Source organism: Sphingomonas profundi, assembly GCF_009739515.1.
Classification (GTDB): Bacteria; Pseudomonadota; Alphaproteobacteria; order Sphingomonadales; family Sphingomonadaceae; genus Alterirhizorhabdus; species Alterirhizorhabdus profundi.
The window spans coordinates 746,780-772,254 of record NZ_CP046535.1 but is presented as its reverse complement, the minus strand read 5'-3'; the positions used below and the strand labels follow the sequence as shown (position 1 = coordinate 772,254).

27 protein-coding genes are annotated in these 25,475 nt (G+C 70.3%); 19 read left to right on the top strand and 8 right to left on the bottom strand.

The window, feature by feature from the left end; translation table 11 throughout:
* The first annotated feature begins 63 nt into the window (after positions 1–63).
* The gene (locus tag GNT64_RS03545) at positions 64–483 is read left to right on the top strand and encodes a VOC family protein (protein WP_156678257.1); all 420 of its coding nucleotides are present in this window, start codon (positions 64–66) and stop codon (positions 481–483) included.
* 57 nt (positions 484–540) lie between these two features.
* Here the strand turns inward: GNT64_RS03545 and GNT64_RS03540 are convergent, their stop codons facing one another.
* On the bottom strand, positions 541–2,907 hold the full coding sequence (locus GNT64_RS03540) for a TonB-dependent receptor family protein (RefSeq protein WP_156678256.1): 2,367 nt from the start codon (positions 2,905–2,907) through the stop codon (positions 541–543).
* Between the two features lie 201 nt (positions 2,908–3,108).
* Between GNT64_RS03540 and GNT64_RS03535 the strand changes: the two genes are divergently transcribed.
* On the top strand, positions 3,109–3,990 hold the full coding sequence (locus tag GNT64_RS03535) for an MBL fold metallo-hydrolase (RefSeq protein ID WP_231639232.1): 882 nt from the start codon (positions 3,109–3,111) through the stop codon (positions 3,988–3,990).
* Between the two features lie 49 nt (positions 3,991–4,039).
* Here the strand turns inward: GNT64_RS03535 and GNT64_RS03530 are convergent, their stop codons facing one another.
* The gene (locus tag GNT64_RS03530; protein WP_197277272.1) at positions 4,040–5,470 is read right to left on the bottom strand and encodes an aromatic ring-hydroxylating oxygenase subunit alpha; all 1,431 of its coding nucleotides are present in this window, start codon (positions 5,468–5,470) and stop codon (positions 4,040–4,042) included.
* A gap of 155 nt (positions 5,471–5,625) precedes the next feature.
* Between GNT64_RS03530 and GNT64_RS03525 the strand changes: the two genes are divergently transcribed.
* The 4 genes from GNT64_RS03525 (at position 5,626) to GNT64_RS03510 (ending at position 9,147) form a co-directional block, all read left to right on the top strand.
* Entirely contained in the window at positions 5,626–6,684 is a 1,059-nt protein-coding gene (locus GNT64_RS03525; RefSeq protein ID WP_156678253.1) for an NADP-dependent oxidoreductase, read from the top strand.
* Positions 6,677–7,333: a TetR/AcrR family transcriptional regulator gene (locus tag GNT64_RS03520; protein WP_197277271.1), complete on the top strand. Its 657-nt coding sequence runs from the start codon at positions 6,677–6,679 to the stop codon at positions 7,331–7,333. Before GNT64_RS03525 ends, GNT64_RS03520 begins: the two co-directional genes overlap by 8 nt.
* Before the next feature lie 61 nt (positions 7,334–7,394).
* A complete protein-coding gene (locus tag GNT64_RS03515; protein WP_156678251.1) occupies positions 7,395–8,039 on the top strand; it encodes an alpha/beta hydrolase in 645 nt (214 codons plus the stop codon).
* A 109-nt stretch (positions 8,040–8,148) separates the two neighbouring features.
* Entirely contained in the window at positions 8,149–9,147 is a 999-nt protein-coding gene (locus GNT64_RS03510) for an SDR family oxidoreductase (RefSeq protein WP_156678250.1), read from the top strand.
* Positions 9,148–9,172: 25 nt separating this feature from the next.
* Here GNT64_RS03510 and GNT64_RS03505 read toward each other — a convergent pair whose 3' ends face one another.
* Both GNT64_RS03505 and kdsA read right to left on the bottom strand, forming a co-directional pair.
* The gene (locus GNT64_RS03505) at positions 9,173–9,442 is read right to left on the bottom strand and encodes a hypothetical protein (RefSeq protein WP_156678249.1); all 270 of its coding nucleotides are present in this window, start codon (positions 9,440–9,442) and stop codon (positions 9,173–9,175) included.
* Positions 9,443–9,558: 116 nt separating this feature from the next.
* On the bottom strand, positions 9,559–10,389 hold the full coding sequence (kdsA, locus tag GNT64_RS03500) for a 3-deoxy-8-phosphooctulonate synthase (RefSeq protein ID WP_156678248.1): 831 nt from the start codon (positions 10,387–10,389) through the stop codon (positions 9,559–9,561).
* A 226-nt stretch (positions 10,390–10,615) separates the two neighbouring features.
* Between kdsA and GNT64_RS03495 the strand changes: the two genes are divergently transcribed.
* The 7 genes from GNT64_RS03495 (at position 10,616) to msrB (ending at position 15,047) form a co-directional block, all read left to right on the top strand.
* A complete protein-coding gene (locus tag GNT64_RS03495; RefSeq protein ID WP_156678247.1) occupies positions 10,616–11,596 on the top strand; it encodes a KpsF/GutQ family sugar-phosphate isomerase in 981 nt (326 codons plus the stop codon).
* A 10-nt stretch (positions 11,597–11,606) separates the two neighbouring features.
* Positions 11,607–12,419, top strand: coding sequence for a 3-deoxy-manno-octulosonate cytidylyltransferase (locus GNT64_RS03490; RefSeq protein ID WP_156678246.1), 813 nt, complete (start codon positions 11,607–11,609; stop codon positions 12,417–12,419).
* A complete protein-coding gene (locus GNT64_RS03485; RefSeq protein ID WP_156678245.1) occupies positions 12,416–13,039 on the top strand; it encodes a histidine phosphatase family protein in 624 nt (207 codons plus the stop codon). Before GNT64_RS03490 ends, GNT64_RS03485 begins: the two co-directional genes overlap by 4 nt.
* Before the next feature lie 277 nt (positions 13,040–13,316).
* The gene (locus GNT64_RS03480; RefSeq protein ID WP_156678244.1) at positions 13,317–13,811 is read left to right on the top strand and encodes a GNAT family N-acetyltransferase; all 495 of its coding nucleotides are present in this window, start codon (positions 13,317–13,319) and stop codon (positions 13,809–13,811) included.
* Positions 13,804–14,229, top strand: a complete 426-nt coding sequence (locus GNT64_RS03475) for a DoxX family protein (protein ID WP_156678243.1) — start codon at positions 13,804–13,806, stop codon at positions 14,227–14,229. Before GNT64_RS03480 ends, GNT64_RS03475 begins: the two co-directional genes overlap by 8 nt.
* Before the next feature lie 58 nt (positions 14,230–14,287).
* Positions 14,288–14,509, top strand: coding sequence for a hypothetical protein (locus tag GNT64_RS03470; protein WP_156678242.1), 222 nt, complete (start codon positions 14,288–14,290; stop codon positions 14,507–14,509).
* 88 nt (positions 14,510–14,597) lie between these two features.
* Complete coding sequence (gene msrB, locus GNT64_RS03465) at positions 14,598–15,047, top strand: peptide-methionine (R)-S-oxide reductase MsrB (protein WP_156678241.1); 450 nt, start codon at positions 14,598–14,600, stop codon at positions 15,045–15,047.
* 7 nt (positions 15,048–15,054) lie between these two features.
* On the opposite strand, the gene GNT64_RS03460 is transcribed toward msrB, so the two are convergent.
* The 4 genes from GNT64_RS03460 to GNT64_RS03445 form a co-directional block, all read right to left on the bottom strand.
* Complete coding sequence (locus GNT64_RS03460; RefSeq protein WP_156678240.1) at positions 15,055–15,834, bottom strand: SDR family NAD(P)-dependent oxidoreductase; 780 nt, start codon at positions 15,832–15,834, stop codon at positions 15,055–15,057.
* Positions 15,835–16,052: 218 nt separating this feature from the next.
* Positions 16,053–17,174 carry an inositol-3-phosphate synthase gene (locus GNT64_RS03455; protein ID WP_156678239.1) on the bottom strand — a complete coding sequence of 374 codons (1,122 nt, stop codon included), beginning with the start codon at positions 17,172–17,174 and terminating at the stop codon, positions 16,053–16,055.
* Positions 17,174–18,181 (bottom strand): glycosyl hydrolase, encoded by a 1,008-nt coding sequence (locus GNT64_RS03450; RefSeq protein ID WP_231639467.1) that lies wholly within the window; start codon positions 18,179–18,181, stop codon positions 17,174–17,176. Before GNT64_RS03450 ends, GNT64_RS03455 begins: the two co-directional genes overlap by 1 nt.
* Positions 18,091–18,708, bottom strand: a complete 618-nt coding sequence (locus GNT64_RS03445) for a histidine phosphatase family protein (protein WP_156678237.1) — start codon at positions 18,706–18,708, stop codon at positions 18,091–18,093. Before GNT64_RS03445 ends, GNT64_RS03450 begins: the two co-directional genes overlap by 91 nt.
* Positions 18,709–18,909: 201 nt before the next feature.
* Here GNT64_RS03445 and GNT64_RS03440 point away from each other — a divergent pair, with 201 nt between their 5' ends.
* From GNT64_RS03440 to GNT64_RS03415, 6 genes are read left to right on the top strand one after another with little or no spacing between them, the layout of a single operon-like run.
* On the top strand, positions 18,910–20,022 hold the full coding sequence (locus GNT64_RS03440; RefSeq protein WP_156678236.1) for an NAD-dependent epimerase/dehydratase family protein: 1,113 nt from the start codon (positions 18,910–18,912) through the stop codon (positions 20,020–20,022).
* On the top strand, positions 20,019–21,092 hold the full coding sequence (locus GNT64_RS03435) for an SDR family NAD(P)-dependent oxidoreductase (protein WP_156678235.1): 1,074 nt from the start codon (positions 20,019–20,021) through the stop codon (positions 21,090–21,092). Before GNT64_RS03440 ends, GNT64_RS03435 begins: the two co-directional genes overlap by 4 nt.
* The gene (locus tag GNT64_RS03430) at positions 21,089–22,186 is read left to right on the top strand and encodes a glycosyltransferase family 4 protein (RefSeq protein ID WP_156678234.1); all 1,098 of its coding nucleotides are present in this window, start codon (positions 21,089–21,091) and stop codon (positions 22,184–22,186) included. The genes GNT64_RS03435 and GNT64_RS03430 overlap by 4 nt, the downstream gene beginning before the upstream one ends.
* The gene (locus GNT64_RS03425) at positions 22,183–23,304 is read left to right on the top strand and encodes a CgeB family protein (protein ID WP_156678233.1); all 1,122 of its coding nucleotides are present in this window, start codon (positions 22,183–22,185) and stop codon (positions 23,302–23,304) included. Before GNT64_RS03430 ends, GNT64_RS03425 begins: the two co-directional genes overlap by 4 nt.
* Entirely contained in the window at positions 23,301–24,389 is a 1,089-nt protein-coding gene (locus tag GNT64_RS03420; protein WP_156678232.1) for a CgeB family protein, read from the top strand. The genes GNT64_RS03425 and GNT64_RS03420 overlap by 4 nt, the downstream gene beginning before the upstream one ends.
* Positions 24,386–25,468 (top strand): CgeB family protein, encoded by a 1,083-nt coding sequence (locus GNT64_RS03415; RefSeq protein ID WP_156678231.1) that lies wholly within the window; start codon positions 24,386–24,388, stop codon positions 25,466–25,468. The genes GNT64_RS03420 and GNT64_RS03415 overlap by 4 nt, the downstream gene beginning before the upstream one ends.
* The last annotated feature ends 7 nt before the right edge of the window (positions 25,469–25,475 follow it).

Here is a 25,475-nt window from a genome sequence, read left to right as displayed (position 1 = left end):
ATGCTGTCAAGCCGGCGGCGGTCCTGATAGGCTGGCCGCACCTGATGCGAGCAGGAGCCTGTCATGACCAGCAGACACGCCATCATCCCCAACCTGCGCTACGCGGATGCGCGCGGCGCCATCGCCTTCCTCTGCGCCGCCTTCGGCTTCACCGAGAAGGCGATCCACGCCGATCCGGACGACGACGCCACCATCCTGCACGCGCAACTGCTCTACGAAGGGCAGATGATCATGCTCTCCTCCGCCGTCGACACCGAGTATAGCCGCGCGGCGCCCCTGCGCACGGTGCGGCAGGCGGGCGGGAACACCCAGTCGCTCTATGTCGTGGTCGACGATGTCGACCGCCATGCCGCGCGCGCCCGCGCCGCCGGTGCGGACATCTACATGGAGCCCGAGAACAAGGATTATGGCGGGCGCGGCTACAGCGCCCGCGATCCAGAGGGCAATGCGTGGGCGTTCGGCGATTACGATCCGTTCGCCTGAAAACGGGAGCGACCCGAACCGCCGGGGTCCGAGCCGCTCCGCTAGCGGTGCTATCGCCTACAGGCCGCGCTTCACCGTCACGAAGAACTGGCGCGGCGCGCCGGCCAGCAGCGTCTGGTTGTCGCCGGTGGCGGTGAAGCCGTTCGATCCGATCGTCGAGACGTACTTCTTGTCCGTCAGGTTCGTCACGCTGCCCTCGATCGAGAAGCCCTTGAGCGCGCCCTCGCCCGGGAAGCGGAAGCCGATCGAGGCGTCCATGATGACGCGGCCCTTCACCGAGCGATCGTTCAGATAGTTGAAGAACCGCTTGGACATGTAGTCGGCGCCCACGCGGCCCAGGAACATGCCGTCATCATAGGCGATCTCGCCCTTCAGCAGGTGCTTGGGCGCATCCGGCACAGTCTTGCCCTTGGTCGCGATCGCCACCTGGCCGACGCTGCCGAAGGCGGTGCTGATCACGTCGTCGCGATATTCGGAGCGGTTGTACGAGTAGGAGCCGAGCAGCGAGAGCGGCGCGAACGGCCGGTAGAGCGCGGTCAGCTCCACGCCGTAATTGCGCACGGAGCCGACATTCTGCAGCGTCGTCGGGTTGCCGGCGCCGCCGGTGCCGTTCGGCAGCGAGAGCAGGCGGTTCGAGAAATCGACGTAGTAGCCCGCGATCGACGCCTGGAAGCCGTCCATGCGGAAGCGGGCGCCGGCCTCGTAAGTGTCGGACCGTTCCGGCTTCAGCGTGCCGCGGATAAGGTTCAGGCCCGCCTGGGTGGTGGCGAACGGCGATCCGCCGACCGCCGCCGAGGTGAAGGCGCGCATGTTCTGGGTGAAGCTGGCGAACACCTCCGTCGAGTCGCCGATCTTGTAGAGGGCGCCCGCCTGCGGCAGGAACCAGTCCCTCGCCTCGATCCGCCCGGCCGCCAGCGTGCCGACGATCCGCCGCGCATCGTTGCGCACCTTGTAGCCCTTCCACCCGCCGGAGAGGGTCAGGTTGCCCAGCTCAAGCCGGTCGGCGACGTAGTAGAGCATCGTCTGGGTATCGAACTTCACGTCGAACTGGGTGAAGAACGGGTTCTTCTTGAACTCCAGCGTGGGCAGCGACGGCGTCTGCTGGTCGGCCAGGCCGTAGAAGCGGCGGGCGTTCTGGAAATCGTTCGACTCGTACCAGCCACCGATCTCGATCCGGTTCGGGCCGGCCTCGTAGGCGACATGGCCCAGGGCGCCGCCGCGATGGATGTCATATTCGGTGGTCCGCACCGAGATGGCGGCGCCGCCCGGCGTCGGCACATAGGGCAGATACCACACGCCCTGGCCGTGATTGTCGTGATAATAGCCGGTCAGCTTCACCGACAGCCGGTCCGTCAGGTTCGCGGCGAAGGTGGCGCCGGCCAGATAGTCCCGCCGCAGGCCGCCCGCGTCGAAATACACGTCGTCCACCGTCTGGTAGGGCGCCGGGAAGACGGTGCCGAGGCCGGGATAAGGCTGGCGCCCGGCACCGGCATTCTGGTTCGCGTAGATCTTGGCGAGTTGCAGCGCGAGCGGGAAGTTGTTCGAGATGTTGTCGACATTGTAGCCCAGCCGGTTGATCAGATCGAGGCTGAGATCCTGATAGTCCTGCTCGCGCCGGTCGGAGAAGTTGAAGAAGCCGGTGATGGAACCGCGATCGCCGAAATCCTGGACGATCTTGGCGTTCACCTGATGCTGCTTCTGCTCGCCATAGCCCTTCCACTTGTCCGTCTTCAGATAGCCATAGCTCAGATAGCCCTTCAGGCCGTTGCCGGTGATGTCGCCGCTCTCCACCCGGATGAAGCCGCGATAGGTGTCGTTGCTGCCGTAGGTGGCGGAGCCGACGATGTCGAAGCGATCGGACGGTGCGAGCGAGCTGAACTCGATCGTGCCGCCGAGATTGCTGGTGGACGCGGTGCCGAGCGCGCCCGATCCCTGCGCCACGGCGGCGCTGCCGAGATTCTCCGAGATGATCGCGCGGCTGATGTGCAGGCCGTTCGAATTGCCGTAGCTCATGTCGCCCAGCGGCACGCCGTCCAGGGTGAAGCCCAGCTGGTTCTGGTTGAAGCCGCGCAGGGTGATGCGCGAGGACCATTCGTAGGCGCCGAACGCGTCGGCGGCCTGGTAGTTGACGCCGGGCAGCTTGCTGATCGCCTTGATCGGCGTGGTGCCGGGGGTCAGCCGGTTGATGTCGGCCGCACTGATCGTCTGCACCTGCCGCGCCTGGCCGAAGCCGAGCACGACGATCTCGCTGTCCTCGTCGGCGGTCGTGCCGGCATCGGCCACGCTCTCCTCGGCGGTGGTGGCGGCGGCGGCATCGGCCGCGCTCTCCCCGGCGGTGGCGGCGCTGTCGGCCGCGTGGGCGGCCGAAGCCAGGCAGGCGAGCAGAGCGGTTCCGGCGAGCAGCCGGCAGGTGCGACGAAGCATGATCGATCCCCTTGGTCGGCGCGGTTTGCCGCGCGCTGTGGGGCTCATGGGCGGCGGCGATGGCTCTCTGATGACCCTCCCGCGTCAGTTTTCTTGCAGCGCAGCATTGTAATCTCGGGCGTGACGATCGGCGGCTGGCACGGCGCGCCGGCTGGCTTATAAGCAAGGCGCCGCGGCAGGGCGCGGCGCTGGAGGATGGCGATGAGAAGCATGGTTGCGGGCGCTCTGGCGCTGATGATGGCGGCCGCCGCACCGGGTGTCGCCGCACCCGCCGTCGCCCCTGCGGCCGCCACGCCGTTCCGCCTGGGCGCGCTGCGGCTCGTCGCATTGCGCGATGCGAGCAACCCGGTTCCGAACGACGGCAGCGTCTTCGGCAAGGATCAGGGGCCGGCCGCCGTCGCCGGCGTGCTGAAGGCGGCGGGCGCCGCGACGGACACGATCGCGCTCTCGGTGGACTGCCTGCTGGTCACGCTGCCGGGAAGGGTGGTGCTGATCGATACCGGGCTCGGGCCGAAGGCGGGCGGCGCGCTGCTGGCGAGCCTCGCCGTCGCCGGCGTGCGGCCCGGCGCCGTCACCGATGTCCTCATCACCCACAGCCATTTCGATCATGTCGGCGGCCTGCTGGCGGCGGACGGCACGCCCGCCTTCCCCAACGCCACGATCCGGATGAGCGCGCCGGAATGGGCGTTCATGCAGTCGCAGGATCGGGGCAAGGCGATCGCGGCGGCCATCCGCGACAAGGTGCAGCCGTTCGCGCCCGGTGCGCAGCTGATGCCGGGCATCCGCGCCGTCGCGCTGCCGGGCCACACGCCCGGCCATAGCGGCTACGAGATCGCGTCCGGCGCCAGCCGCCTGATCGACATCGGCGACAGCGCCCACAGCGCGATCGTCTCGCTGGCCGAGCCGGATTGGACGATCACCTACGATACCGACAGCGCGGCCGGCAAGGCGCAGCGGCGCGCGATCCTGACCCGCCTGGCCGCCAGCCACGAGCCGGTCTTCGCGCCGCATTTCCCCTTTCCCGGGGTCGGCACGGTGGTGGCGAAGGGCGACGGCTTCGCGTGGAAGCCGGGCCTGCCCTGACTCGGGCCTACCCTGACCTGGGCCTTGGCCTGCCGAGCGGTGCTCCGCCTCAGTCGGCGAAGCGCAGCGGCGTCTCGCCGTCCAGATAGGCGTCCAGCGTCTGGTGCAGCAGCCGCACCCGCGCCTCCTGATAGTTGAGCAGCGTCTGGCCCTGCTTGCGCGATGCCTTGAACCCCTCCTGCTGCGCGCGCAGGTTGCCGGTATCCTGATCGTAGATGTGCGCCAGGAACGGATCGAGCCCCGCCTCCGCATAGGATTGCTCCTCGGTCAGGCGGATCGGCTCGGCCGGCTCGGGTGTCGGCCCGTCCGCCGGGGGTTCGCGCAGGATCAACAGCTCGAAAAGGCAGCGGTCCGGATCGTTGCCGATCGGCCGGAAGCGGTAGAGCGCCGGCAGGGTGAGGCCGGGAAACAGGATCATGTTCGGGAACACGCTATACTGGGCGACGTCGATGATCTCGGTATCGGTGTAGCGCGACAGATCGGTGCGATAGACGCGGCCGAGCACGTCGCGCATCACCCGCGCCAGCACGATCCGGGCGCTCTCCCCTTCGCCCACCTTCAGCAGATCGTCGTCCACCATAGATCGCGCGCCGATCAGCATCGATTCGATCAGCTCGTTCTCGCCCAGCGCCTCTTCCAGATGCGGGCTGGACATGCCGTTGGCCGAAACGAAGCGCGTCACGATCGGCGTGAACAGATCATATTGCGTGCCCTCGTCGGCATTGGCGGTCAGCAGCTGCGGATGCGTCTCCTGCGTGTGGTAATTCTCGATGAAGGCCTCGATGCCGGCCTTCCAGTTGCAGAACAGCTCCTTCTCGATATGCATCTCGATATAGCGCTTCTCCAGCCCGTAGGGCGCGAAGTGCCGCTGCAGCGGCTGGAGATAATCGTCCAGCGGCGGCGCATCCCGATCCAGGTTGATGAACACCAGCCCGCCCCACAGGCCGATCCGCACCGGATCCAGGCCGTGCGTCTGCTCGCTGACGTGCGGCGCATCCCAGCGGCACGGCAGGCGCTTCAGATCGCCTTCCAGGCTCCACGTCCAGCCGTGGAACGGGCAGCGCAGCTCGCTGGAGTGGCCGGACGTGGCCGATCGGCGCAGCTTGGTGCCGCGATGCATGCAGGAGTTGATGAAGGCGCGCACCTCGCCATCGTCGCCGCGCACCACCAGCACCGATTTGTCGCCGATATCGTAGACGATCCAGTCGCCCGGCTCCGGAATATGCTCCTCGCGGCAGGCCCACTGCCACGTGCGGGACCACATCCGCTCCATCTCCAGATCGAAGAAGGCCTGGGAGGTGTAGCGGTCATAGGCGATGTCGCCGTCGCCGAGGAAGCGGTAGGGGCTCTCCTCGAACACCGGCGGCACGGGGCGACCGTCGCGGTGGATAAGCTCCTGCGTGGAGGCGCTGGGCGCCCGTGCCACCTCCCGGTCCGGCTGCTCGGCGGCGGGTGCCAGGGTTCCGACCATCTCGTTCATCGCTCGTCCTCCGGCGCCGTCGTCGCGCATCGCCGGCGAGCATCCTCCCGAAGCCGGAGCGGAGGCAATCGAAAAACTGGATCCTATTACATTTTCCAGTGACAGGCGGCATGCTCCGCGTCTTCCTTGGGCGGTGGGGCGAGGGGATGACGAGGATGCAGGCGAGGGCAAACGCGCGGACCAACCGGCAGTGGCAGGTCGCGCGGCTGCCCGACAGCGGCGGCCTCACCGGCGGCGGGCTGAAGCTCTCGGCCGACGTGTTTGGCCAGGGTGAAGTGGATGTGCCGGAACCGGGCGCCGGCGAGGTGTTGATCCGCGCCTGCTGGTTCTCGCCCGATCCGATGAACCATGCCTGGGTGCGCGGCATGCCCGGCAAGTTCGATCCCATCGCCATCGGCCAGCCGATGAAAGGTGGCGTCGCCGGCCGCGTCCTCGCCTCCAACCACCCGGACTGGAACGAGGGGGACGGCGTCACCGGCTTCCTCGAATGGCAGGACTATACCGTCAGCGACGGCACCGACCGGCTCGGCGCGCCGCTGCAGCGCGTGCCGTCGGGCGTGCCGCTGGAGAGCGGGCTCGCGACGCTCGGCATGACCGGCCTGTGCGCGTGGCTGGGCCTCACGGACATCGGCCGCCCGCAGCCGGGGGACGTGGTGCTGGTCTCCGGCGCGTCGGGCGCGATCGGCTCGATCGCCGGCCAGATCGCCCGCATCGCCGGCGCCCGCGCGATCGGTATCGCCCGCGGCCGCGCCAAGTGCGATCTCATCGCAAGCCTCGGCTTCGATGCGGTGATCGACGCGAGCGAGGGCGATCTGGCCGGGCAAATCGCCGCTACGGCGCCGGACGGCGTGGACGTGTTCTTCGACAATGTCGGCGGGCCGATGCTCGATGCCGCGCTCCTCAACCTGGCGCATGGCGCGCGCGTGGTGGTGTGCGGCGCGACGGCGCATTATGACGGCCCGACGCCCGTCACCAACCACCTGATGCTGGCGATGCGCGGGGCGACGATGGCGGGCTTCTTCTACTTCGATCACGTCGCGCGCTGGGCGGAAGGCCGCCGCCGGCTGGGCGAATGGCTGGCGGAGGGCCGCATCCGCGAGGCGCTGGACATCGCCGAGGGCTTCGCCGCCGTGCCCGACGCGGCGCTCGCCCAGTTCGAGGGGCGGGCCGCCGGCCGCAAGCTCGTCCGCATCGCGGAGGATCCCTTTGCCTGAACGTCTCGCCCGCGCCGCCCCCGCCTCCCGCCGCTACGCCAGCCCGCTGATCGCCGAGCGGCGCCAGCGCATCCTGGACGAGACGAAGCGCCTGATCGGCGAGGTGGGCTTGGAAGGCTTCACCCTGCGCGATCTGGGGGAGCGGGCCGGCGTGTCCGTCACCACCGTCTACAATATCTTTGGCGACAAGGAGGGCGTGATCGCGCATGCGCTGCGCGAGTTCCACGCCGGCATCCGCCTGGTGCTGCCCGCCAGCGGCGCGAACCTAGCCGGCTTCTGCCGCGCGATCGCCGACACCACCGCCATCGTGATCGAGAACCGGAGCTATTCGCTGGCCCTCGCCGATCTCTATTTCTCGCGCTCGCTGGCGCCGGGTCTGTACGCCGTGATCCGCGGCATGCCCCTCCAGATCCTGTCGCACTGGCTGTGGACGGCGGCGCGCGACGATCTGCTGCGGGATACCGACACCGCCGCCGTCGAGACCGGCTTCGCCAACCTGGAATGGGCCAGCATCAAGGATTGGGGCGCAGGCCGCATCGCCGACGGCGATCTGGCGGCGGTACGCCAGCGCAGCTTCCTGACGATCGCGCTGGCCGCCGCGCGCCCGCCGCTGCGCGAGGCGGCGGACGGGATGCTGGCGGCGCTCTGAACCCGGCCTGCTGAACCCTGGGCCGGTCGCGGGCGTTCAGCGCCGCAGCGACGGAGGATCGATGACCCTGAACGGACCCAGCCTCGCGCCCGCCTCGGGCAAGGTGAAGCGCATCGTGCTGCTGCTGCACGGCTACGGCTCGAACGGCGCGGACCTGCTCTCGCTGGCGCCGCACTGGCGCGGTGCCCTGCCCGATACGCTGTTCACCGCGCCGAACGCGCCGGAACGCTGCCCCGGCATGCCGGGCGGCTACCAGTGGTGGGCGCTCACCACCTTCACCCGCGCCGCGATGGCGGCGGGCGCCGCCCGCGCCGCGCCCGTGCTGGACGGCCATATCGACGATCTGCTCGCGGCGCACGGCCTGGCCGAGGACCGGCTGGCGATCGTCGGCTTCAGCCAGGGCACGATGATGGCGCTCCACGTCGGCCCGCGCCGCGCCAGGCCGCTGGCCGGCATCCTCGCCTATTCGGGCATGATCGCCGATCCGGCCGGCTTCGCCGCCGCCGCCGTGTCGCGCCCGCCGGTGCTGCTGGTGCACGGCGACGCGGATCCGGTCGTTCCCGTCGCCGGCTTCCACGAGGCGAAGCGCGAACTGCACCGGCTCGGCTTCCCGGTGACGGAGCATCTCTCGCCGGGGCTGGAGCATAGCGTCGACATGGACGGGTTGAAGGCCGGCGAAGCGTTCATCCGCCGCGTGCTCGCCTGAGGCGCGGCTAAGCCACGCCACCGTAACGACAATCCATGACGGGCCCGGAGAACCATCGCGCGCGCCATCCGTTCACCCGCCGATCCATCTCACGATCGGGAGACAGAGCATGACGGACGAAGGCGCATCGCGGCGGGCGATACTGGGCGGCGCGGCGATCGGCCTCGCGGCGGCGGCCTCTCCGGGCTTGGCGCAGACGGGCGCCGCCGGAGCGTCCGCTGAGGCGGTGCCGCTGCGGGATCCCCGCACCAAATATACCAGCCAGCCCTTTCCCGAGCAGCGTCAGCCCTGGCCGGCGCTCGCCTCGAAGATGAACCCGCGCCCCGATCATGGCGAGACGAGCTACAAGGGATCGGGGCGCCTCGCCGGGCGCAAGGCGCTGCTGACGGGCGGTGACAGCGGCATCGGCCGCGCCGCCGCCATAGCCTATGCGCGCGAGGGCGCGGACGTCGCGATCAACTATTATCCGACCGAGGAGCCGGACGCCAAGGAAGTGGAGGCGCTGATCCGCCAGGCAGGTCGCAAGGCGGTGCTGCTGCCGGCCGACATCCGCACCCAAAGCGCCTGCGAGAAGCTGGTGCGCGATGCGGTCAAGGGTCTCGGCGGGCTCGACATCCTCGTCAACAACGCCGCCTACCAGCAGAGCAAGGCGGACATCAGCGAGATCACCGACGAGCAGTTCGTCCGCACGTTCGAGACGAACATCTTCGCCCCCTTCCGCATCAGCAAGGCGGCCATCCCGTACATGAAGCCGGGATCGGTCATCATCAACACCGGCTCGGTGAACTCCTACGATCCGGGCGAGGAGCTGCTCGATTATGCCTCCACCAAGGGATCGATCCTGATTTTCACCAAGGGCCTGGCCAAGCAGCTGGCGAAGAAGGGCATCCGCGTGAACATGGTCGCGCCCGGCCCGATCTGGACGCCGCTGCAGGTGGCCGGCGGCCAGTTGCCCGGTCAGCTCGGCCAGTTCGGCCGGGAGGCGCCACTCGGGCGCGCCGGCCAGCCGGCCGAACTTGCCCCGCTCTACGTCACGCTGGCGTCGGACGAGGCAAGCTACACCAGCGGCACCGCCTTCGGCGCCAATGGCGGCCACGGCAATCCGTGATCGCCCGCGCGCCGGCGGGCGCGGTTCAGGACAGGGGCGTTCTGCACGCCCGGCACGCCGCCGGGCGTGCGTCCGGTATGCACATGGAGGTGGCGAGGTCCGGCTCCAGCGTCTCGCCGGTGCCGTTGCACACGGGGCAGAGCGCCGTGCGCACCACCTCATAGGGTGCCGTCACGCGGGCGCTCGTCCCGTCCGGCGTGGTGATGAGGGTGCCGTTCGGCAGGCGCCGCAGGTGGACGCCGGCATGGGCGCGGATGCGCACCGCGCCGCCTTCGGACCGGACAAACTCGGGCAATCGCTCCTCCTTTGGGGGTGAGCGACGAACCTAGTCCGTTATCGAGATATATTCATCCCGCGAAAGGACTGAGCGGCGGCAAGACTTATCCATAATGGATAGATCATCGGCTCCGCCTACAGCCCCTTCACCACCGCGTCGATCGCCAGCAGCCGGCGCAGCAGCGACTCCGCCTCGGCCAGCGGCCACGCGTTCGGCCCGTCGGAAAGCGCCCTGTCCGGATCGGGATGCGTTTCCATGAACACCCCCGCGATGCCGACGGCGACGGCCGCCTGCGCCAGCACCGGCACGAACTCGCGCTGGCCGCCGGATCGCTCGCCCTGCCCGCCCGGCAGCTGCACCGAATGGGTCGCATCGAACACCACGGGGCAACCCGTCTCGCGCATGATCGCCAGGCTGCGCATGTCGGACACGAGATTGTTGTAGCCGAACGAGGCGCCCCGCTCCGTCACCAGGAAGGCGTGCGGATCGCGCCCGGCCTGCGTGGCGGCGGCGCGCGCCTTGGCGACGACGTGCTTCATGTCCCCCGGCGCCATGAACTGCGCCTTCTTGATGTTCACCGGCTTGCCGCAGACGGCCACCGCCTCGATGAAGTCGGTCTGCCGCGCCAGGAAGGCGGGCGTCTGCAGCACGTCCACCGCCTGCGCCACCGCCGGCACCTGCTCGGCGGTGTGCACGTCGGTCAGCACCGGCAGGCCGGTCTCGGCGCGCACCTTTTCCAGGATGCGCAGCCCCTCGTCCATGCCCGGCCCGCGGAACGACGTGCCGGAACTGCGGTTCGCCTTGTCGAACGAGCTTTTGAAGATCAGCAGCACGCCCAGCCGCTCGGCGATGTCGCGCAGCGTCTCGGCGGTGGCGAGGATCATCGCCTCGTCCTCGATCACGCACGGACCGGCGATCACGAACAGCTGGCGATCCAGCCCGACTTCCCGACCGCACAACAGCATCGCGCACCCTCTGTCCGCCGCGCCGATCGGACGCGATTCCGCCCGGTACGACATGCCCGGCGACGCTCCGTAGCCGCGCCGGCGGGCCAAGCCAATCCGCCCCGGCCACGCGCGGCTGGCATTTGCACCCAGAGGTGATAGGGCTTACGGCTGCTTCGCCGGCTCTCGCTTCGGCCAACAGCGACCGCCCGAAAGGTAAAAAGGTCGTGCAAAGGGTGTGGTGCGTATGAACATGGTGGTCGAAACCACGATATCGTCCGCGGTCCGCTCCGTCCGCACCCAGATGGTCGGGGTGGAGGCGCTGGCGGAGGCGCTGGCCGGGCCGGAGCTGTCGCAGGCTTTCGAGGCGGCGGTGGCGGCGATCGGCAGCGCCAAGGGCCGCCTGATCGTGACCGGCATGGGCAAGAGCGGGCTGATCGGCCGCAAGATCGCGGCGACCATGGCCTCCACCGGCACGCCCTCGCTCTACATCCACCCGGCGGAGGCGAGCCACGGCGACCTCGGCATGATCACCTCGGATGACATGGTGCTGGCGCTCACCTGGTCCGGCGAGACGACCGAACTGACCGACATCATCACCTACTGCCGCCGCTTCGACGTGGTGCTCGCCGTAATCACCTCGCATCGCAACAGCACGGCCGGGCGCGCGGCCGACATCTGCCTCACTTTGCCGCGGGTGCCGGAAGCGTGCCCCAACCAGCTGGCGCCCACCACCTCCACCACGATCCAGGTGATCCTGGGCGATGCGCTGGCGGTGGCGCTGGTCGAGCGGCGCGGCTTTTCCGCCAGCGAGTTCCGCGTCTTCCACCCGGGCGGCAAGCTGGGCGCGCAGCTGCTGACGGTGGCGGACCTGATGGGCCGGGGCGATGCGCTGCCGGTGATCGGCCTCGACGCCTCGCTGACCGACGCGACGATCGAGATGAGCCGCAAGCGCTACGGCAGCACCGCCGTGGTGGATGCCGAGGGCAGGCTGGTCGGCGCCTTCACCGATGGCGATCTGCGGCGCAGCATCACCACCGGCAGCCTGGACGACAATATCGCCCGCCACATGACGACGCGGCCGCTGGCGGTCGGCTCGTCGATGCTGGCGTCGGAGGCGCTGCGGGTGATGAACGAGAATGCCGTCTCCCTGCTGTTCGTGTGCGACGACGATCGGCTGATCGGCGCCGTCCACGTGCACGACGTGCTGCGCGCCGGCATCGCCTGACCGCCCGGCCATGGGCGACCTCATCGTCATCCCGGCGCGCTTCGGATCGAAGCGGCTGCCCGGCAAGCCGCTGATCCCGATCGCCGGGCGCACCCTGCTGGAGCGGGTGGTGAACGTGGCGCGGCAGGCGGCGCGGCTGGCCGACGGGATCGACATCGTCGTCGCGACCGACGACGATCGCATCCGCGCCCACGCCGCGACCCTGGGTGTCGAGGCGGTGATGACGGCGGCTACCATCACCTCCGGCACCGGCCGCGCGCTGGCGGCGGCGCTCGCGCGGGCGATCGCGCCGGAGATCGTGGTGAACCTTCAGGGGGACGCGCCGTTCGTGCCGCCGTCTGCGATCGTCGCGCTGCTGCGCGCCGCCCGCGAGTCGCGCGCGGCCGTCGCCACGCCGGTCGTCCGGCTCGGCTGGGACGAGCTGGACGCGATGCGACGGCACAAGGGCGATACGCCGTTCAGCGGCACCACCTGCATCCGGGCGCAGGACGGCCGCGCCCTGTGGTTCTCCAAGGCGATCATTCCGGCCATCCGCGACGAGCCGGCGCTGCGGGCATCCACGCCGCTCTCGCCGGTGCTGCGCCACCTCGGCCTCTACGCCTACCGGCTCGATGCGCTGCGCCGGTTCGAGGACGCCCCCCCCTCCCGCTACGAGGCGCTGGAGGGGCTGGAGCAGTTGCGCTTCCTGGAGCTGGGGCTGGACGTGATGGCGATCGACATCCCGCCGCCGCCCCACGCCATGTCCGGCATCGACACGCGCGCGGATGTCGCGCTGGCGGAGGCGGCGATCCACGCGGCCGGCGATCCGTTCGTGCCGCTGTGACGACGCTGGTGATCGTCCGCCACGGCAACACCTTCGCGCCGGGCGAGACGCCGTTGCGGATCGGCGCACGCACCGATCTGCCGCTGGTGCCGGGCGGCATCGCGCAGGCGCGCGCGCTCGGCGGCTGGTTCGCAGGCGCCGGCATCCGCTTCGACCGCGCCTTCGTGTCGCCGCTGCGCCGCACGCAGGAGACGGCGGCGCTGATCCTGGACGACCAGCCCGATCCGCCCGCGATCGAGCCGGCCGGGTGGCTCGCCGAGATCGATCATGGCCCTGACGAGGGCCGCACCGACGCGGCCGTCGTCGCGCGCATCGGCGCCGATGCCCTCGCGCAATGGGACGAGCGGGCGGTGCCGCCGCCCGGCTGGCTGGTGGATAAGGAGAGCCGCCTCGCCGCCTGGCGCGCGCTGTACGACGCGGCCGAGGGGATGGGCGGGACGCTGCTGATCGTCACCAGCAACGGATCGGCGCGCTTCGCCCTGATGGCGCAGGTGGCGCTCCATGCCGAGGCGCGGGCGCTGCCATCGCTGAAGATCCGCACCGGCGCCTGGGGCGAGATCGCCGTGGAGGCGGGCGTCGCGCGCCTGTGCGGCTGGGATCTGCGGCCGCCGGCTCAGTAGCCGCGGCAGCGATCGATGAAGCCCAGATACACACGCCGCGCGAACACGGCCCCCGCCGTGACCGCGCCGCCCACAACCACCATGCCCACCTGCCAGCCCATCGCCCGTCCTCCCCTCGGGTGAGGATGCGGGATTTCACGGCAAAGGCAACAACGTGAATGATTGGTTAATCATCGATCCCGTCTCTGCGTGAGACAGCGGAGCGACCGCGCGGGCGGGCGGACGACTGCGCAAAGGTCAATTGTCGGCGGGCCGGCGGCGATCTAAGGCTCGCGCCATGCTGATCCGCCCCGCGCTGCCCGCCGATGCCGCCGACATCTGGTCGATCATCGGCCCGACGATCCGCGCCGGCGAGACCTATGCGCTCGATCGCGACATGAGCCGGGAGGATGCGATCGCCTACTGGCTCTCGCCCGATGGCGAGACGTTCGTGGCGGAGGAGGACGGCGTGGTGCTGGGCACCTACTATCTGCGGCCGAACCAGCCGGGCGGTGGCCGCCACGTCGCCAATTGCGGCTACATGACGAACACGGCGGAGATGGGGCGCGGCGTTGCCCGCCGGATGTGCCAGCACTCGCTCGATCATGCGGAGGCGCGCGGCTACCGGGCGATGCAGTTCAACTTCGTCGTCAGCACCAATGCGCGGGCGGTGCGGCTGTGGGCGGCGCTGGGCTTCGATGTCGTCGGGCGGCTGCCCGACGCGTTCGATCATCCGCAGCACGGCTATGTCGATGCGCTGGTGATGTTCCGCTCGCTCGGCGCCGATGGCTGAGGCGCGCCGGCTGGAGCGCGCGCGCACAGCGCTGCGCTGGCTGCTGGCCGCGGCCTTCTTCTTCGTCGGCATCGCCCACATCCGTTCGCCGGGCGGCTTCCTGGCGATCACGCCGCCGTGGGTGCCATGGCCGCGCGAGGTGATCTTCGCCACCGGCGTGTGCGAGATCGCCGGCGCGCTGGCGCTGCTGAACCGGCGGCTGCGGCGTATCGCCGGAATCATGCTGGCGGCCTATGCCGTCTGCGTGTTCCCCGCCAACATCCGCCACGCGGTGGAGCATATAGCGATCGGCGGCACCCGGCTGGGCTGGTGGTATCACGGCCCGCGCCTGGCCTTCCAGCCGGTGATCGTCTGGTGGGCGCTGTTCGCCGGCGGCGTCATGGACTGGCCGTTCGGCCGCCGCCGCCGCTCCGCCTGATGGCACCATGGCCCCGATCGATCGTTACGCCGGGGTGACGGATCAACAGGAGGCCACCATGACCATGGACACGCCGAAGCCCGACGCCCCGATCGACGAGAGCACCGATCGCCCGCTGGTCGAACCCGCGGAGCAGGTCGTGGCACCCGATCCGCTGGATGAGGTGCGGCCCGTCGCCGCCTGCCTGCCGAACGATGCGGACGACACCTCCGACGCCGGGCAATTCACCACCGATCACGAGAATGAGGGCTGGAAGGCGGAGCCGCTCGCCAAGCCCTGATCGCCGGCGGCGGCCGATCGGTGAAGTCTGATCACCGCTTGGCGCAAGGCCGCCGCATCCCCATCTTGGCCGCCGACAAGGAGCCCCCATGACAGACTATCGCAAGACCCCGGAAGCCGTCGCCGCGCTCACGCCGGAACAGTATCGCGTCACGCAGGAGAGCGGCACCGAGCGGCCGGGCACCGGCGCGTATCTCGCCAACAAGAAGGCCGGCATCTACGTGGACATCGTGTCCGGCGAGCCGCTGTTCGCCTCGGCCGACAAGTATGAATCCGGCTGCGGCTGGCCGAGCTTCACCCGCCCGATCGAGCCGGCCAACGTCGCCGAACTGCGCGACGCCAGCCACGGCATGGTCCGCACGGAGGTCCGCTCGGCCCACGGCGACAGCCATCTCGGCCACGTATTCTCGGACGGTCCGCGCGATCGCGGCGGCCTGCGCTACTGCATCAACTCCGCCTCGTTGCGCTTCGTGCCGCGCGAGGAGATGGCGGCGCAGGGCTATGGCGCCTATCTCGATCAGGTCGATCAGGCGGCGTAGCGCCCGGTCAGAAGGCCGGGCTCATGATCGTCGCGCCGCCGTCGATCACCAGCACCTGTCCGGTCATGTAGCGCGAGGCGGGCGACGCCAGGAACACGGCGCCGCCCGCTATGTCGGCCGGGTCGCCGATCCGCCGCAGCGGCGTCGCCCGCTCGATATTGGCGGCGATCTTCGGATCGTCCCACAGCGCCTTGGCGAAATCGGTGCGGATCAGCCCCGGCGCGATGCAGTTCACCCGCACCCCGTCTGGCCCAAGCTCCGCCGCCAGGTTGCGCGCCAGCTGGAAGTCGGCGGCCTTCGACACGTTGTACGCGCCGATCGTGGTCGACGCCTGCAGGCCGCCGATCGACGAGATGATGATGATCGATCCCTCGCCGCGCTCCACCATGCCCGGCGCCGCCAGCTGCACCAGCCAGTGGTTGGCGATGACGTTGTTCTCCAGGATCTTGCGGAACTGATCGTCCGAGATGCCGGACATCGGCCCGTAATAGGGATTGCTGGCGGCGTTGCAGACGAGAATGTCGATGCGCCCCCACTGTGCGATCGTCTGCTCCGTCAACCGGACGAGATCGTCCCGGGCGGCGATGCTGGCGGCGATCGCGATGGCGCGCGTGTCGCGATGACGCTGGTTGATCTCCGCCGCCACCGCCTCGCACGCATCCTGCTTGCGGCTGGAGACGACGACGCGGGCGCCCTGCCCGGCCAGCGCCTCGGCGATGGCGCGGCCGATGCCGCGTGACGAGCCGGTGACGACCGCCACCTTGCCGGACAGATCGAAGCTCGCCACACACCCTCCCTCGCCACCCTCGCGGCCGCGCGGGGCGGGGCCACGATCGTTCCGTGCCCGATCAGGGCGGTGGAATACAAGCGATCCGGTCGCGCGCACGTCCTCGCCGACCGGAACCTCGCCTCTGTACTCCCGATGCCGCAGATTCCCTCATCCCGGAACACCTCCCGGGTGACGAAGCAGCAGACGCCACCCTCACGAAGCGGACTCGATCCCGCCTAGCCGGCCGGCTTGTCGCCGAAGATGAACCGCTCCAGCGCGTCGTAGGCGGCGTCGTCGGTCATCTGCTTGGGCGGGTGCTTGCAGAAGAAGGCGGCGGCGGGCTCGATCGGGCCGCCGATGCCGCGGTCGCGGGCGAGCTGGGCGCAGCGCACCATGTCGATCGCCACGCCCGCCGAGTTCGGGCTGTCCTCCACCGACAGGCGCAGTTCCAGGTTCATCGGCACGCCGCCGAACAGCCGCCCCTCCATCCGCAGGAAGCAGACCTTGTTGTCGTTCTGCCACGCCACATAGTCGGACGGGCCGACGTGGATGTTCTCGTCCGCCAGCCGATGCTCGGCCACGGCCTGCACCGCTTCCGTCTTCGAGATCTTCTTGGAGGCGAGGCGCGTGCGGTTCGACATGTTGAGGAAGTCGGTATTGCCGCCGGTGTTCAGCTGGTACGTCCGGTCCAGCACGGCGCCGCGCTTGGCGAACAGATCGGTCAGCACGCGGTGGACGATCGTGGCGCCGATCTGCGCCTTGATGTCGTCCCCCACGATCGGCACGCCGGCGACGCGGAACCGCTCCGCCCAGGCGGGGTCGCTAGCGATGAACACGGGGATGTTGTTGACGAAGGCGACGCCCGCCTCCAGCGCGCACTCGGCGTAGAACTCGGTCGCCTGCTGGCTGCCGACGGGCAGGTAGTTCATCACCACGTCGACATCCGCCTCACGCAGCGCTGCCACCACCGCCGCTCGGTCCGGCTCGGCCGCGTCGGCCACCAGGAAGGTGCGGTCCTCCTGCGGATAGTCGAGCATGTGCTCCGCCACGCCATCCAGCACCGGCCCCATCCGCACCACCGCGCCCGTGGTCTCCACCTCGGGGCAGAACACGGCGGTGCAGTTCGGCTTGGCGAAGATGGCCTGCGCCACATCCTGGCCCACCTTGCGCGAATCGACGTCCCACGCGGCGGCGATCTGGATGTCACCGGGGCGATAGCCGCCGATCTCGGCATGCAGCAGGCCGGCGAGGTCGTTCGCCCCCTGACGATAATGGTTGAGGCCCTGCACGAGCGAACTCGCGCAATTGCCGACGCCGATCAGGGCGACGCGGATCGGGCGGGCGGGCGGGCGCAGCATCAGGCGCTCACCGCCAGCTGCCGGCTCACCTGCGCGGGCGCGTAGCGATCGATCATGGCGCCGCAGAAATCGGCGAATTGCTGCGGATCGACCGCCGGGCTCGTATGATGCGGCGCCATGCCCAGATGCTCGGGCGTGAAGCAGAAGGTGAGCGTCACGTCGAAGTCCGCCAGCGCCTCCATCTGCCGGTCGAACCAGTCGAGCGCGTTCGGGCGGAAGCTGTCCGCCCAACTGAGGCCGGTGCGCAGCGATCGGGTGCCCAGCCGCTTCATCCACGCCACCGCATCGTCCAGCCGGGGATCGTGGAAGTGGAACCACTGCATCAGCCCCATCTCGCCCGCGACCCGCGCATAATCGTCGAGCGCCGGCTTCGGCGTGCCGTCCTCTCGGATCAGGCCCATGTAGAAGTGGCGATAGTAAGAGGATCCCTCAGCCTCGCGGTGCCGCGTCTCGGCGCCCCACGCCATCGGCAGATCGAACAGGGAATACCAGAAGATGCGGGGCACGCGGCCCACCAGCAGCTCGGCGGTGCGGTTCAGGCCGAACACCTGCACCTCCTCGGCGCCGAACGATCCCACGCCCACCTCCGTCACCCACACCGGCTTGGTCGTCACGGCCTCGATCTCGGCCACCTTGTCGGGCCAGGCGTGGATCGGCCACAGATTCCAGTCGAGCGGAAAGCCGTGCACCGCGATCACGTCCACCGCGTCCAGCGCGCCATGCCCCTCCATGCGCTGCAGCCACGAGGGATCGATCGGGCTCATGCCCCCCAGCACGCGAGACACGGCCGGGTTGGCGGTGCGGATCGCGGCGCCGGCGCGGACCACCGTGTCCGCATAGATCGACCAGTCCGGATCGAGCGCGGGATCCCAGTGGGACTTGTTGTTCGGCTCGTTCCAGATCATCGCCGCTTCGATCACGCCGTCACTCCCCGTTGCCCACGTGGCCGCTCGTTCAGCGCCACGATACGTCCCCGATCCCCATCGAGTTCCACCGTCGTCAGCGATGCCGGGTCGATGTCGAAGCCCAGCAGCCTGTCCAGATCAAGCCCCAGATAATGCGCCACCACGCCGCGGATGATGTCGCAGTGGCTGACGCACAGCACCGGCGCGCCATCGGCCCCCGGGCCGACGATCGCGCCGAGATGGGCTACGGCGCGCATCGTCGCGGCGCGCATCGTCTCGCCGCCGGGGGTCGGCGCGGTGGCGCGGGCGGCGTTCCAGCGATGCCAGTCCGGATCGCCGGCCAGTGCGTCGAACGATCGCCCCGCCCAGTCGCCGAAATCCACCTCGTCCAGCGCGTCCGCCTCCAGCACCGGCAGGGCGCGGGCGGATGACACCGCCTCCGCCGTCTCCCGCGCGCGGCGGCGCGGGCTGCTGTGGACGGCGGCGATCGGCACGCCCGCCAGCATGTCCGCGAGGGCCGCCGCCTCGGCCCGGCCGGCGGCGCTCAGCGCGATCTCGGATCGGCCGCTCAACACCCGGCCCACCTCGTCATGGCTGGCGTGACGCGCGAGAAAAATAGTCGCGCTCACCGGCGCGGGAGCGGTGTCAGGATCAACATAGCTGGTCAACCGGCCAGCCTCCCGTCTGTTCCGCCGCGGAGGTAAAAAGCACCACTTATCATAGGTTAGGTGGAACAAAGATGATGATGATGCTTTGTCGTGGGTGGGGCATCATCTGGGGCGTGTTCGGCTGCGCGGTCAAGCGCGGAGCGTGCGCCCCGTGGAGGGCGGATGGAAAAGATTCTCGTCACCGGCGGCGCCGGCTTCATCGGGCGTTTCGTGGCGGAGGAGCTTCTCGCCCGCGGCAATCAGGTCCGCGTGCTCGATGCGCTGATCGATCAGGTGCACGGCGAGACCGACGGGTCGGCCATGCTGAACCCCGAGGCCGAACTGATCCGGGCCGACGTGCGCGACAAGGCGGCGGTGGCAAAGGCGCTGGAAGGCGTGGACAGCGTGATCCACCTCGCCGCCGAGGTGGGCGTCGGCCAGTCGATGTACGAGGTCGAACGCTACACCTCCACCAACGACGTCGGCACCGCCGTGCTGTTCGAGGCGCTGATCGACCGACCGGTGCGCCGCGTCGTCACCGCCTCCTCGATGAGCATCTACGGCGAGGGCCTGTACCGCGACGCGGACGGCAATACCGTGGAGGATGCCGAACGCAGGAACCTGCGCGACGGCCTCGCCAACTGGGAGCCGGTGGACGCGCAGGGCCGCCCGCTCGTGCCGATGGCCACGCCCGAGTGGAAGCGGCCGGCGCTCTCGTCGATCTACGCGCTCAACAAATATGTGCAGGAGCGCACGACCCACATCATGGCGGCGCCCTACGGCATGGAAGGCGTGTGCCTGCGCCTGTTCAACGTCTACGGCCCGGGCCAGGCGCTCTCCAATCCCTATACCGGCGTGCTCGCGATCTTCGCCTCGCGGCTGCTGAACGGCCAGCAGCCGATGATCTTCGAGGATGGCGAGCAGCGGCGCGACTTCGTCCACGTGACGGACGTGGCGCGCGCCTTCGCCGACGCGCTGGTGCTGCCGCAGGCGGCGGGCGGCACCTTCAACATCGGCTCCGGCAAGGATCGCTCCGTCACCGAGGTGGCGACCGAGCTGGCCCGCGCGATGGGCAAGAACGACATCGCGCCGCAGATCGTCGGCAAGGCGCGCATCGGCGACATCCGCCACTGCTTCTGCGACACCTCCTTCGCCGCCGACCGGCTGGGCTTCACCGCCCGGCAGGACTTCCAGCAGGGGCTCGGCGAACTCGCCGAGTGGGTCGCGCGGCAGACCGCGAAGGACCGCGTCGAGCAGATGCGCGCCGAGCTCGAAACGCGGGGCCTCGTCGCATGAGCGCGGCGGACGATCGCCGCCCGATCCTCGTCACCGGCGGCGCCGGCTTCATCGGCTGCAACCTCGCCGATCGGCTCGCCGGCGCCGGGCATGACGTGATCGTCTACGATGCCCTATCGCGCGCGGGCGTCGAGACGAACCTGGACTGGCTGGTGCGCAGCCATGGCGACCGCATCCGCCCGATCGTCGCCGACATCCGCGACGAGGCGCGTCTGGTCGAGGCGGCGGCGGGCGCCAAGGCCGTGTTCCACATGGCGGCGCAGGTCGCCGTCACCACCAGCCTCGTCGACCCGCGCGAGGATTTCGCGATCAACATCGCCAGCACCCTGGCTTTGCTGGAGGCGCTGCGTGCCCGCGCGCCGCAGACGCCGCTGATCTTCGCCTCCACCAACAAGGTGTATGGCGATCTGGCCGACGTGGATTTCGTGCTGGAGGATCAGGCCTATCGCCCGGCCGATCCGGCGATCCGCGCGCATGGCATCGGCGAGGCGCGGCCGCTCGATTTTCACACGCCCTACGGCTGCTCCAAGGGCGCGGCCGACCAATATGTGCTCGATTACGCGCGCAGCTTCGGCCTGCGCACCGCCGTGCTGCGGATGAGCTGCATCTACGGCCGGCGGCAGATGGGCACGGAGGATCAGGGCTGGGTCGCCCACTTCCTGATCCGCGCGCTGGAGGGCAAGCCGATCACGCTCTACGGCGACGGCCACCAGGTGCGCGACATCCTCGACGTAGCGGACGCGGTGGACGCTTATCTCGCCGCGTGGCAGCGGATCGACACGATCGCCGGTCGCGCCTTCAACCTGGGTGGCGGCCCCGCCAACGCGGTGAGCCTGCGCCAGCTGCTGGGCCATATCGGCGCCCTCACCGGCCGCGCGGTGGACGTGGACTATTCGGACTGGCGGGCCGGCGACCAGCGCTACTTCGTGGCGGACACCCGCGCCGCCGAGACCGCCCTCGGCCTTTCCGGCAGGGTGGACTGGCGCAGCGGCGTCGCCGCGCTCGCCAACTGGCTGTCGGAGGCACGCGGCCTCGCTCTGCCCGCCCGGCGGATAGAGGCGGCGGCATGAGCCGGCGCCGCCTGCTGCTGACGGCCGATACGGTCGGCGGGGTGTGGCAATATGCCACCGAACTCGCCCGCGCGCTCGCCCCGCTGGACTATGACGTCGTGCTGGCGCTGCTCGGCCCCGCGCCGTCGGAGGGGCAGCGCGGCGCGGTGGCCGATATCGAGCTGGTCGAGACCGGCCTGCCGCTCGACTGGCTGGCGCCGGATGCCGGTGCCGTCGCCGCGGCGGGCGCGGCGCTGGCGCGGCTGGCGGCGGATTGCGGCGCGGATATCGTGCAGGTCAACCAGCCGGCGCTCGCCGCCGACACGCGGTTCGGCGTGCCGGTGGTGGCAATGGCGCACAGCTGCGTCGCGACATGGTGGCAGGCGGTGCGCGGCGACGCGCCGGAGCCGGCCGATTTCGCCTGGCAATCGGCGCTGATGCAGCGCGGCCTGGCCGCCGCCGACGCGATCGTCGCGCCCAGCCACGCCTATGCCGCCGCGCTGCACCGGCGCTACGCGCTGCCGGCGCTGCCGGATGTCGTGCACAACGGCCGCACGCCGCTGGCGGCGCCGGCGGGCGCGCTGCACGATTTCGCCTATACCGCCGGCCGCCTGTGGGACGAAGGCAAGGATGTGGCGACGCTCGATCGCGCCGCCGCCCGGCTCGGCATCCCGTTTAAGGCCGCCGGGCCGACGGTGGGGCCGAACGGGCAGCAGATCCGCCTCGACCATCTCCACGCGCTGGGCCGGGTGGAGGAGCGCGTGATCGCCGGCTGTATCTCCGCCCGTCCGGTGTTCGTCTCGGCCGCGCGCTACGAGCCGTTCGGGCTGGCCGTGCTGGAGGCGGCGCTCGCCGGCTGCCCGCTCGTCCTGTCCGACATCCCCACCTTCCGCGAGCTGTGGGACGGCGCGGCCCTGTTCGTCGAGCCCGGCGACCATGCCGGCTTCGCCCGCGCGATCGAGACGCTGGTCGGCGACGTGCCGGTGCGGCTGGCGCGCGGCGATCTCGCCCGCCGGCACGCCGCGCACTTCTCGCCCGCACGCATGGCAGCGGCGATGGACGGGGTCTATGCCCGCCTGCTCGCACGATCGGCGAAGCGGGGCGTGGCGGCGTGAGGGTCGCCTACTTCACCCACTCGCTCGCCTCCTGCTGGAACCATGGCAACGCCCATTTCCTGCGCGGCGTGCTGAGCGAGCTGATCGCGCGAGGCCACGCCGTGCGGGCGCTGGAGCCGGCCGGCAACTGGAGCCTGGCGAACCTGCTGGCCGATGCCGGCGAGGACGGCCTGTCGCCCTACCGCGCCGCCTATCCGGAGCTTTCGTCGGAGAGCTTCGCCGCCGACGCGGATCCGGCCGCGCTGGTGGGCGACGCCGATCTGGTGATCGTGCACGAGTGGAACGATCCGCCGCTCGTCGCGGCGATCGGCGCGCTGCGCAAGGCCGGCGGCCGCTTCACCCTGCTGTTTCACGATACCCACCACCGCGCCGTCAGCGATCCGGAGGCGATCCACGCCTTCGACCTCTCCGGCTATGACGGCGTGCTGGCGTTCGGCGAGACGCTGGCCGCCGTCTACCGCCGCTGGGGCTGGGGGAACCGCGTGTGGACGTGGCACGAGGCCGCCGACACCCGCCTGTTCCACCCGCCGGCCGAGGAGCTGGAACGGTCCGGCCTCGTCTGGATCGGCAACTGGGGCGAGGGCGAGCGGACGCAGGAGATAGAGGAGTATCTGCTGCGCCCCGCCGAGGCCGCCGGCCTGCCGCTGGACATATTCGGCGTGCGCTATCCGGATGCCGCCCGCGCGCTGCTCGCCACGCACGGTGCGCACTATCGCGGGTGGGCGCCGAACGCGCGCGCGCCGGAGATCTTCGCCCGCCACCTCGCCACCGTGCACGTGCCGCGCCGCTACTACGCCACCGTGCTGCCCGGCATCCCCACGATCCGCATGTTCGAGGCGCTGGCCTGCGGCATCCCGCTGGTCTCGGCGCCGTGGGACGATGCCGAGCATCTGTTCCGCCCGGGCATCGACTATCTCGTCGCTCCGAACGGCGCGGCGATGACCCGCCACCTGCAGGATCTGCACGGCGATTCCGCCCTGCGCGCGTCCCTGGCCGCGCACGGGCTGGAAACCGTCCGCGCCCGTCACACCTGCGCCCACCGCGTCGACGAGCTGCTCGCGATCGTCGACGCGCTCGGCGCCGCCACCCATCCCGCAACCGCGAGGAACGTCGCGTGAAGATCGCCTTCTACGGATCCAGCCTGCTCTCCTCCTACTGGAACGGCGCCGCGACCTATTATCGCGGCATCCTGCGCGATCTCGCCGCGCGCGGCCATGCCATCACCTTCTACGAGCCGGACGCCTTCGACCGGCAGCAGCATCGCGACATCGATCCGCCGGAATGGGCGCGCTCCGTGGTCTATCCCGCGACCGAGGCGGCGATGCGCGGCGTGCTGGCGGAAGCCGGCGGGGCCGACATCGTCGTCAAGGCGAACGGCGTCGGCGTGTTCGATCGCGAGCTGCTGGAGGGCGTGATCGCGCAGGCCCGGCCGGGCGCGCTGCGCATCTTCTGGGATGTCGACGCCGCCGCCACGCTGGACGAGATGCGCGGCGACGCGGACCATCCGGTGCGCGCCGCCCTGCCCGATCTGGACATGGTGCTCACCTACGGCGGCGGCCCGCCGGTGATCGACGCCTATCGCGGCTTCGGCGCGGCGGAGTGCGTGCCCGTCTACAACGCGCTCGATCCCACGACGCACTTCCCGGTCGCGCCCGATCCGCGCTTCGCCTGCGATCTCGCCTTCCTGGGCAACCGCCTGCCGGATCGGGAGGCGCGGGTGGAGGAGTTCTTCCTGAAGCCCGCCGCCGCTTTGCCCGAACGGCAGTTCCTGATCGGCGGCAATGGCTGGGAAACCAAGGAGATGCCGGCCAATGTGCGCCATCGCGGCCACGTCTACACGGCCGAGCACAACGCCTTCAACTGCACGCCCAAAGCGGTGCTGAACGTGGCGCGGGACAGCATGGCCCATGTCGGCTTCTCGCCCGCCACCCGCGTGTTCGAGGCGGCCGGCGCCGCCGCCTGCCTCATCACCGATGCGTGGGAGGGGATCGAGCAGTTCCTGAAGCCCGACTACGAGGTGCTGGTGGCGCGTGACGGGCAGGACGTGGCCGATCACCTCGCCGCCCTCACGCCCGATCGGGCGCAGGCGATCGGCCGCGCGGCGCTGGCGCGCGTGCTGGCCGACCACACCTACACGCTGCGCGGCGCGCAGGTGGACGCGCTGTTCAAGGCGCATGCGGACAGGCAGCGGGTGGCGGCATGAAGCTCGTCGTCCTCGGCCTTAGCCTCTCCTCCGCCTGGGGCAACGGCCATGCCACCACGTTCCGCGCGCTGCTGAAGGCGTTCGCCGCGCGCGGGCACGAGATCCTGTTCCTGGAACGCGACGTGCCCTGGTATGCCGCCGCGCGCGACATCGCCGATCCCGATTACTGCCGCCTGGCCTTCTACGCCGACCTAGCCGACCTGCGCCGCTGGACGGCCGAGATCGCGCAGGCGGACGCGGTGATCGTCGGCTCCTACGTGCCGGAAGGCGTCGCCGTCGGCCGCTTCGTGCAGGAGACGGCGGACGGCACCACCGCCTTCTACGATATCGACACCCCCGTGACGCTCGCCAAGCTGGCGCGCGGCGACTTCGAATATCTCTCGCCGGAGATCATCCCCGGCTACGACGTCTACCTCTCCTTCACCGGCGGGCCGACGCTGGACCGGCTGGAGCAGGCGTTCGGCTCGCCCGCCGCCCGCGCGCTCTACTGCTCGGTCGATCCCGCGCTCTACGCGCCCACGGGCGCCGCCAAGCGGTGGGATCTCTCCTATCTCGGCACCTACAGCCCCGATCGCCAGCCGACGCTGGACCGGCTGCTGCTGGTGCCGGCGCGCGCTTTGCCCGATCGCCGCTTCGTCGTCGCCGGGCCGCAATATCCGGCGGAGATCGACTGGCCGGCCAATGTCGAGCGGATCGAGCACCTGCCGCCGGCCGACCACGCCGACTTCTACTCCGCCTCCCGCTTCACCCTGAACGTGACGCGCGGCGACATGATCGCCGCCGGCTGGTCCCCCTCCGTGCGCCTGTTCGAGGCGGGCGCGTGCGGCACGCCGATCGTGTCGGACATATGGGACGGGATCGAGACGCTGTTCACGCCCGGCCGCGAGATCCTGCTTGCCGCCGACGCCGAGACGGTGATCGCGGCGCTGGGCGCGGGCGATGCCGACGCGATCGGCGCGGCCGCGCGGGAGCGGGTGCTGGCCGCCCACACGGCCGCCCATCGCGCGGCCGAACTGGAAGCCTATCTGGCCGCCGCCGCCACGGCGCGCGGCCGCGCGACTTTGGCGGGAGCGGCCTGAACGACAT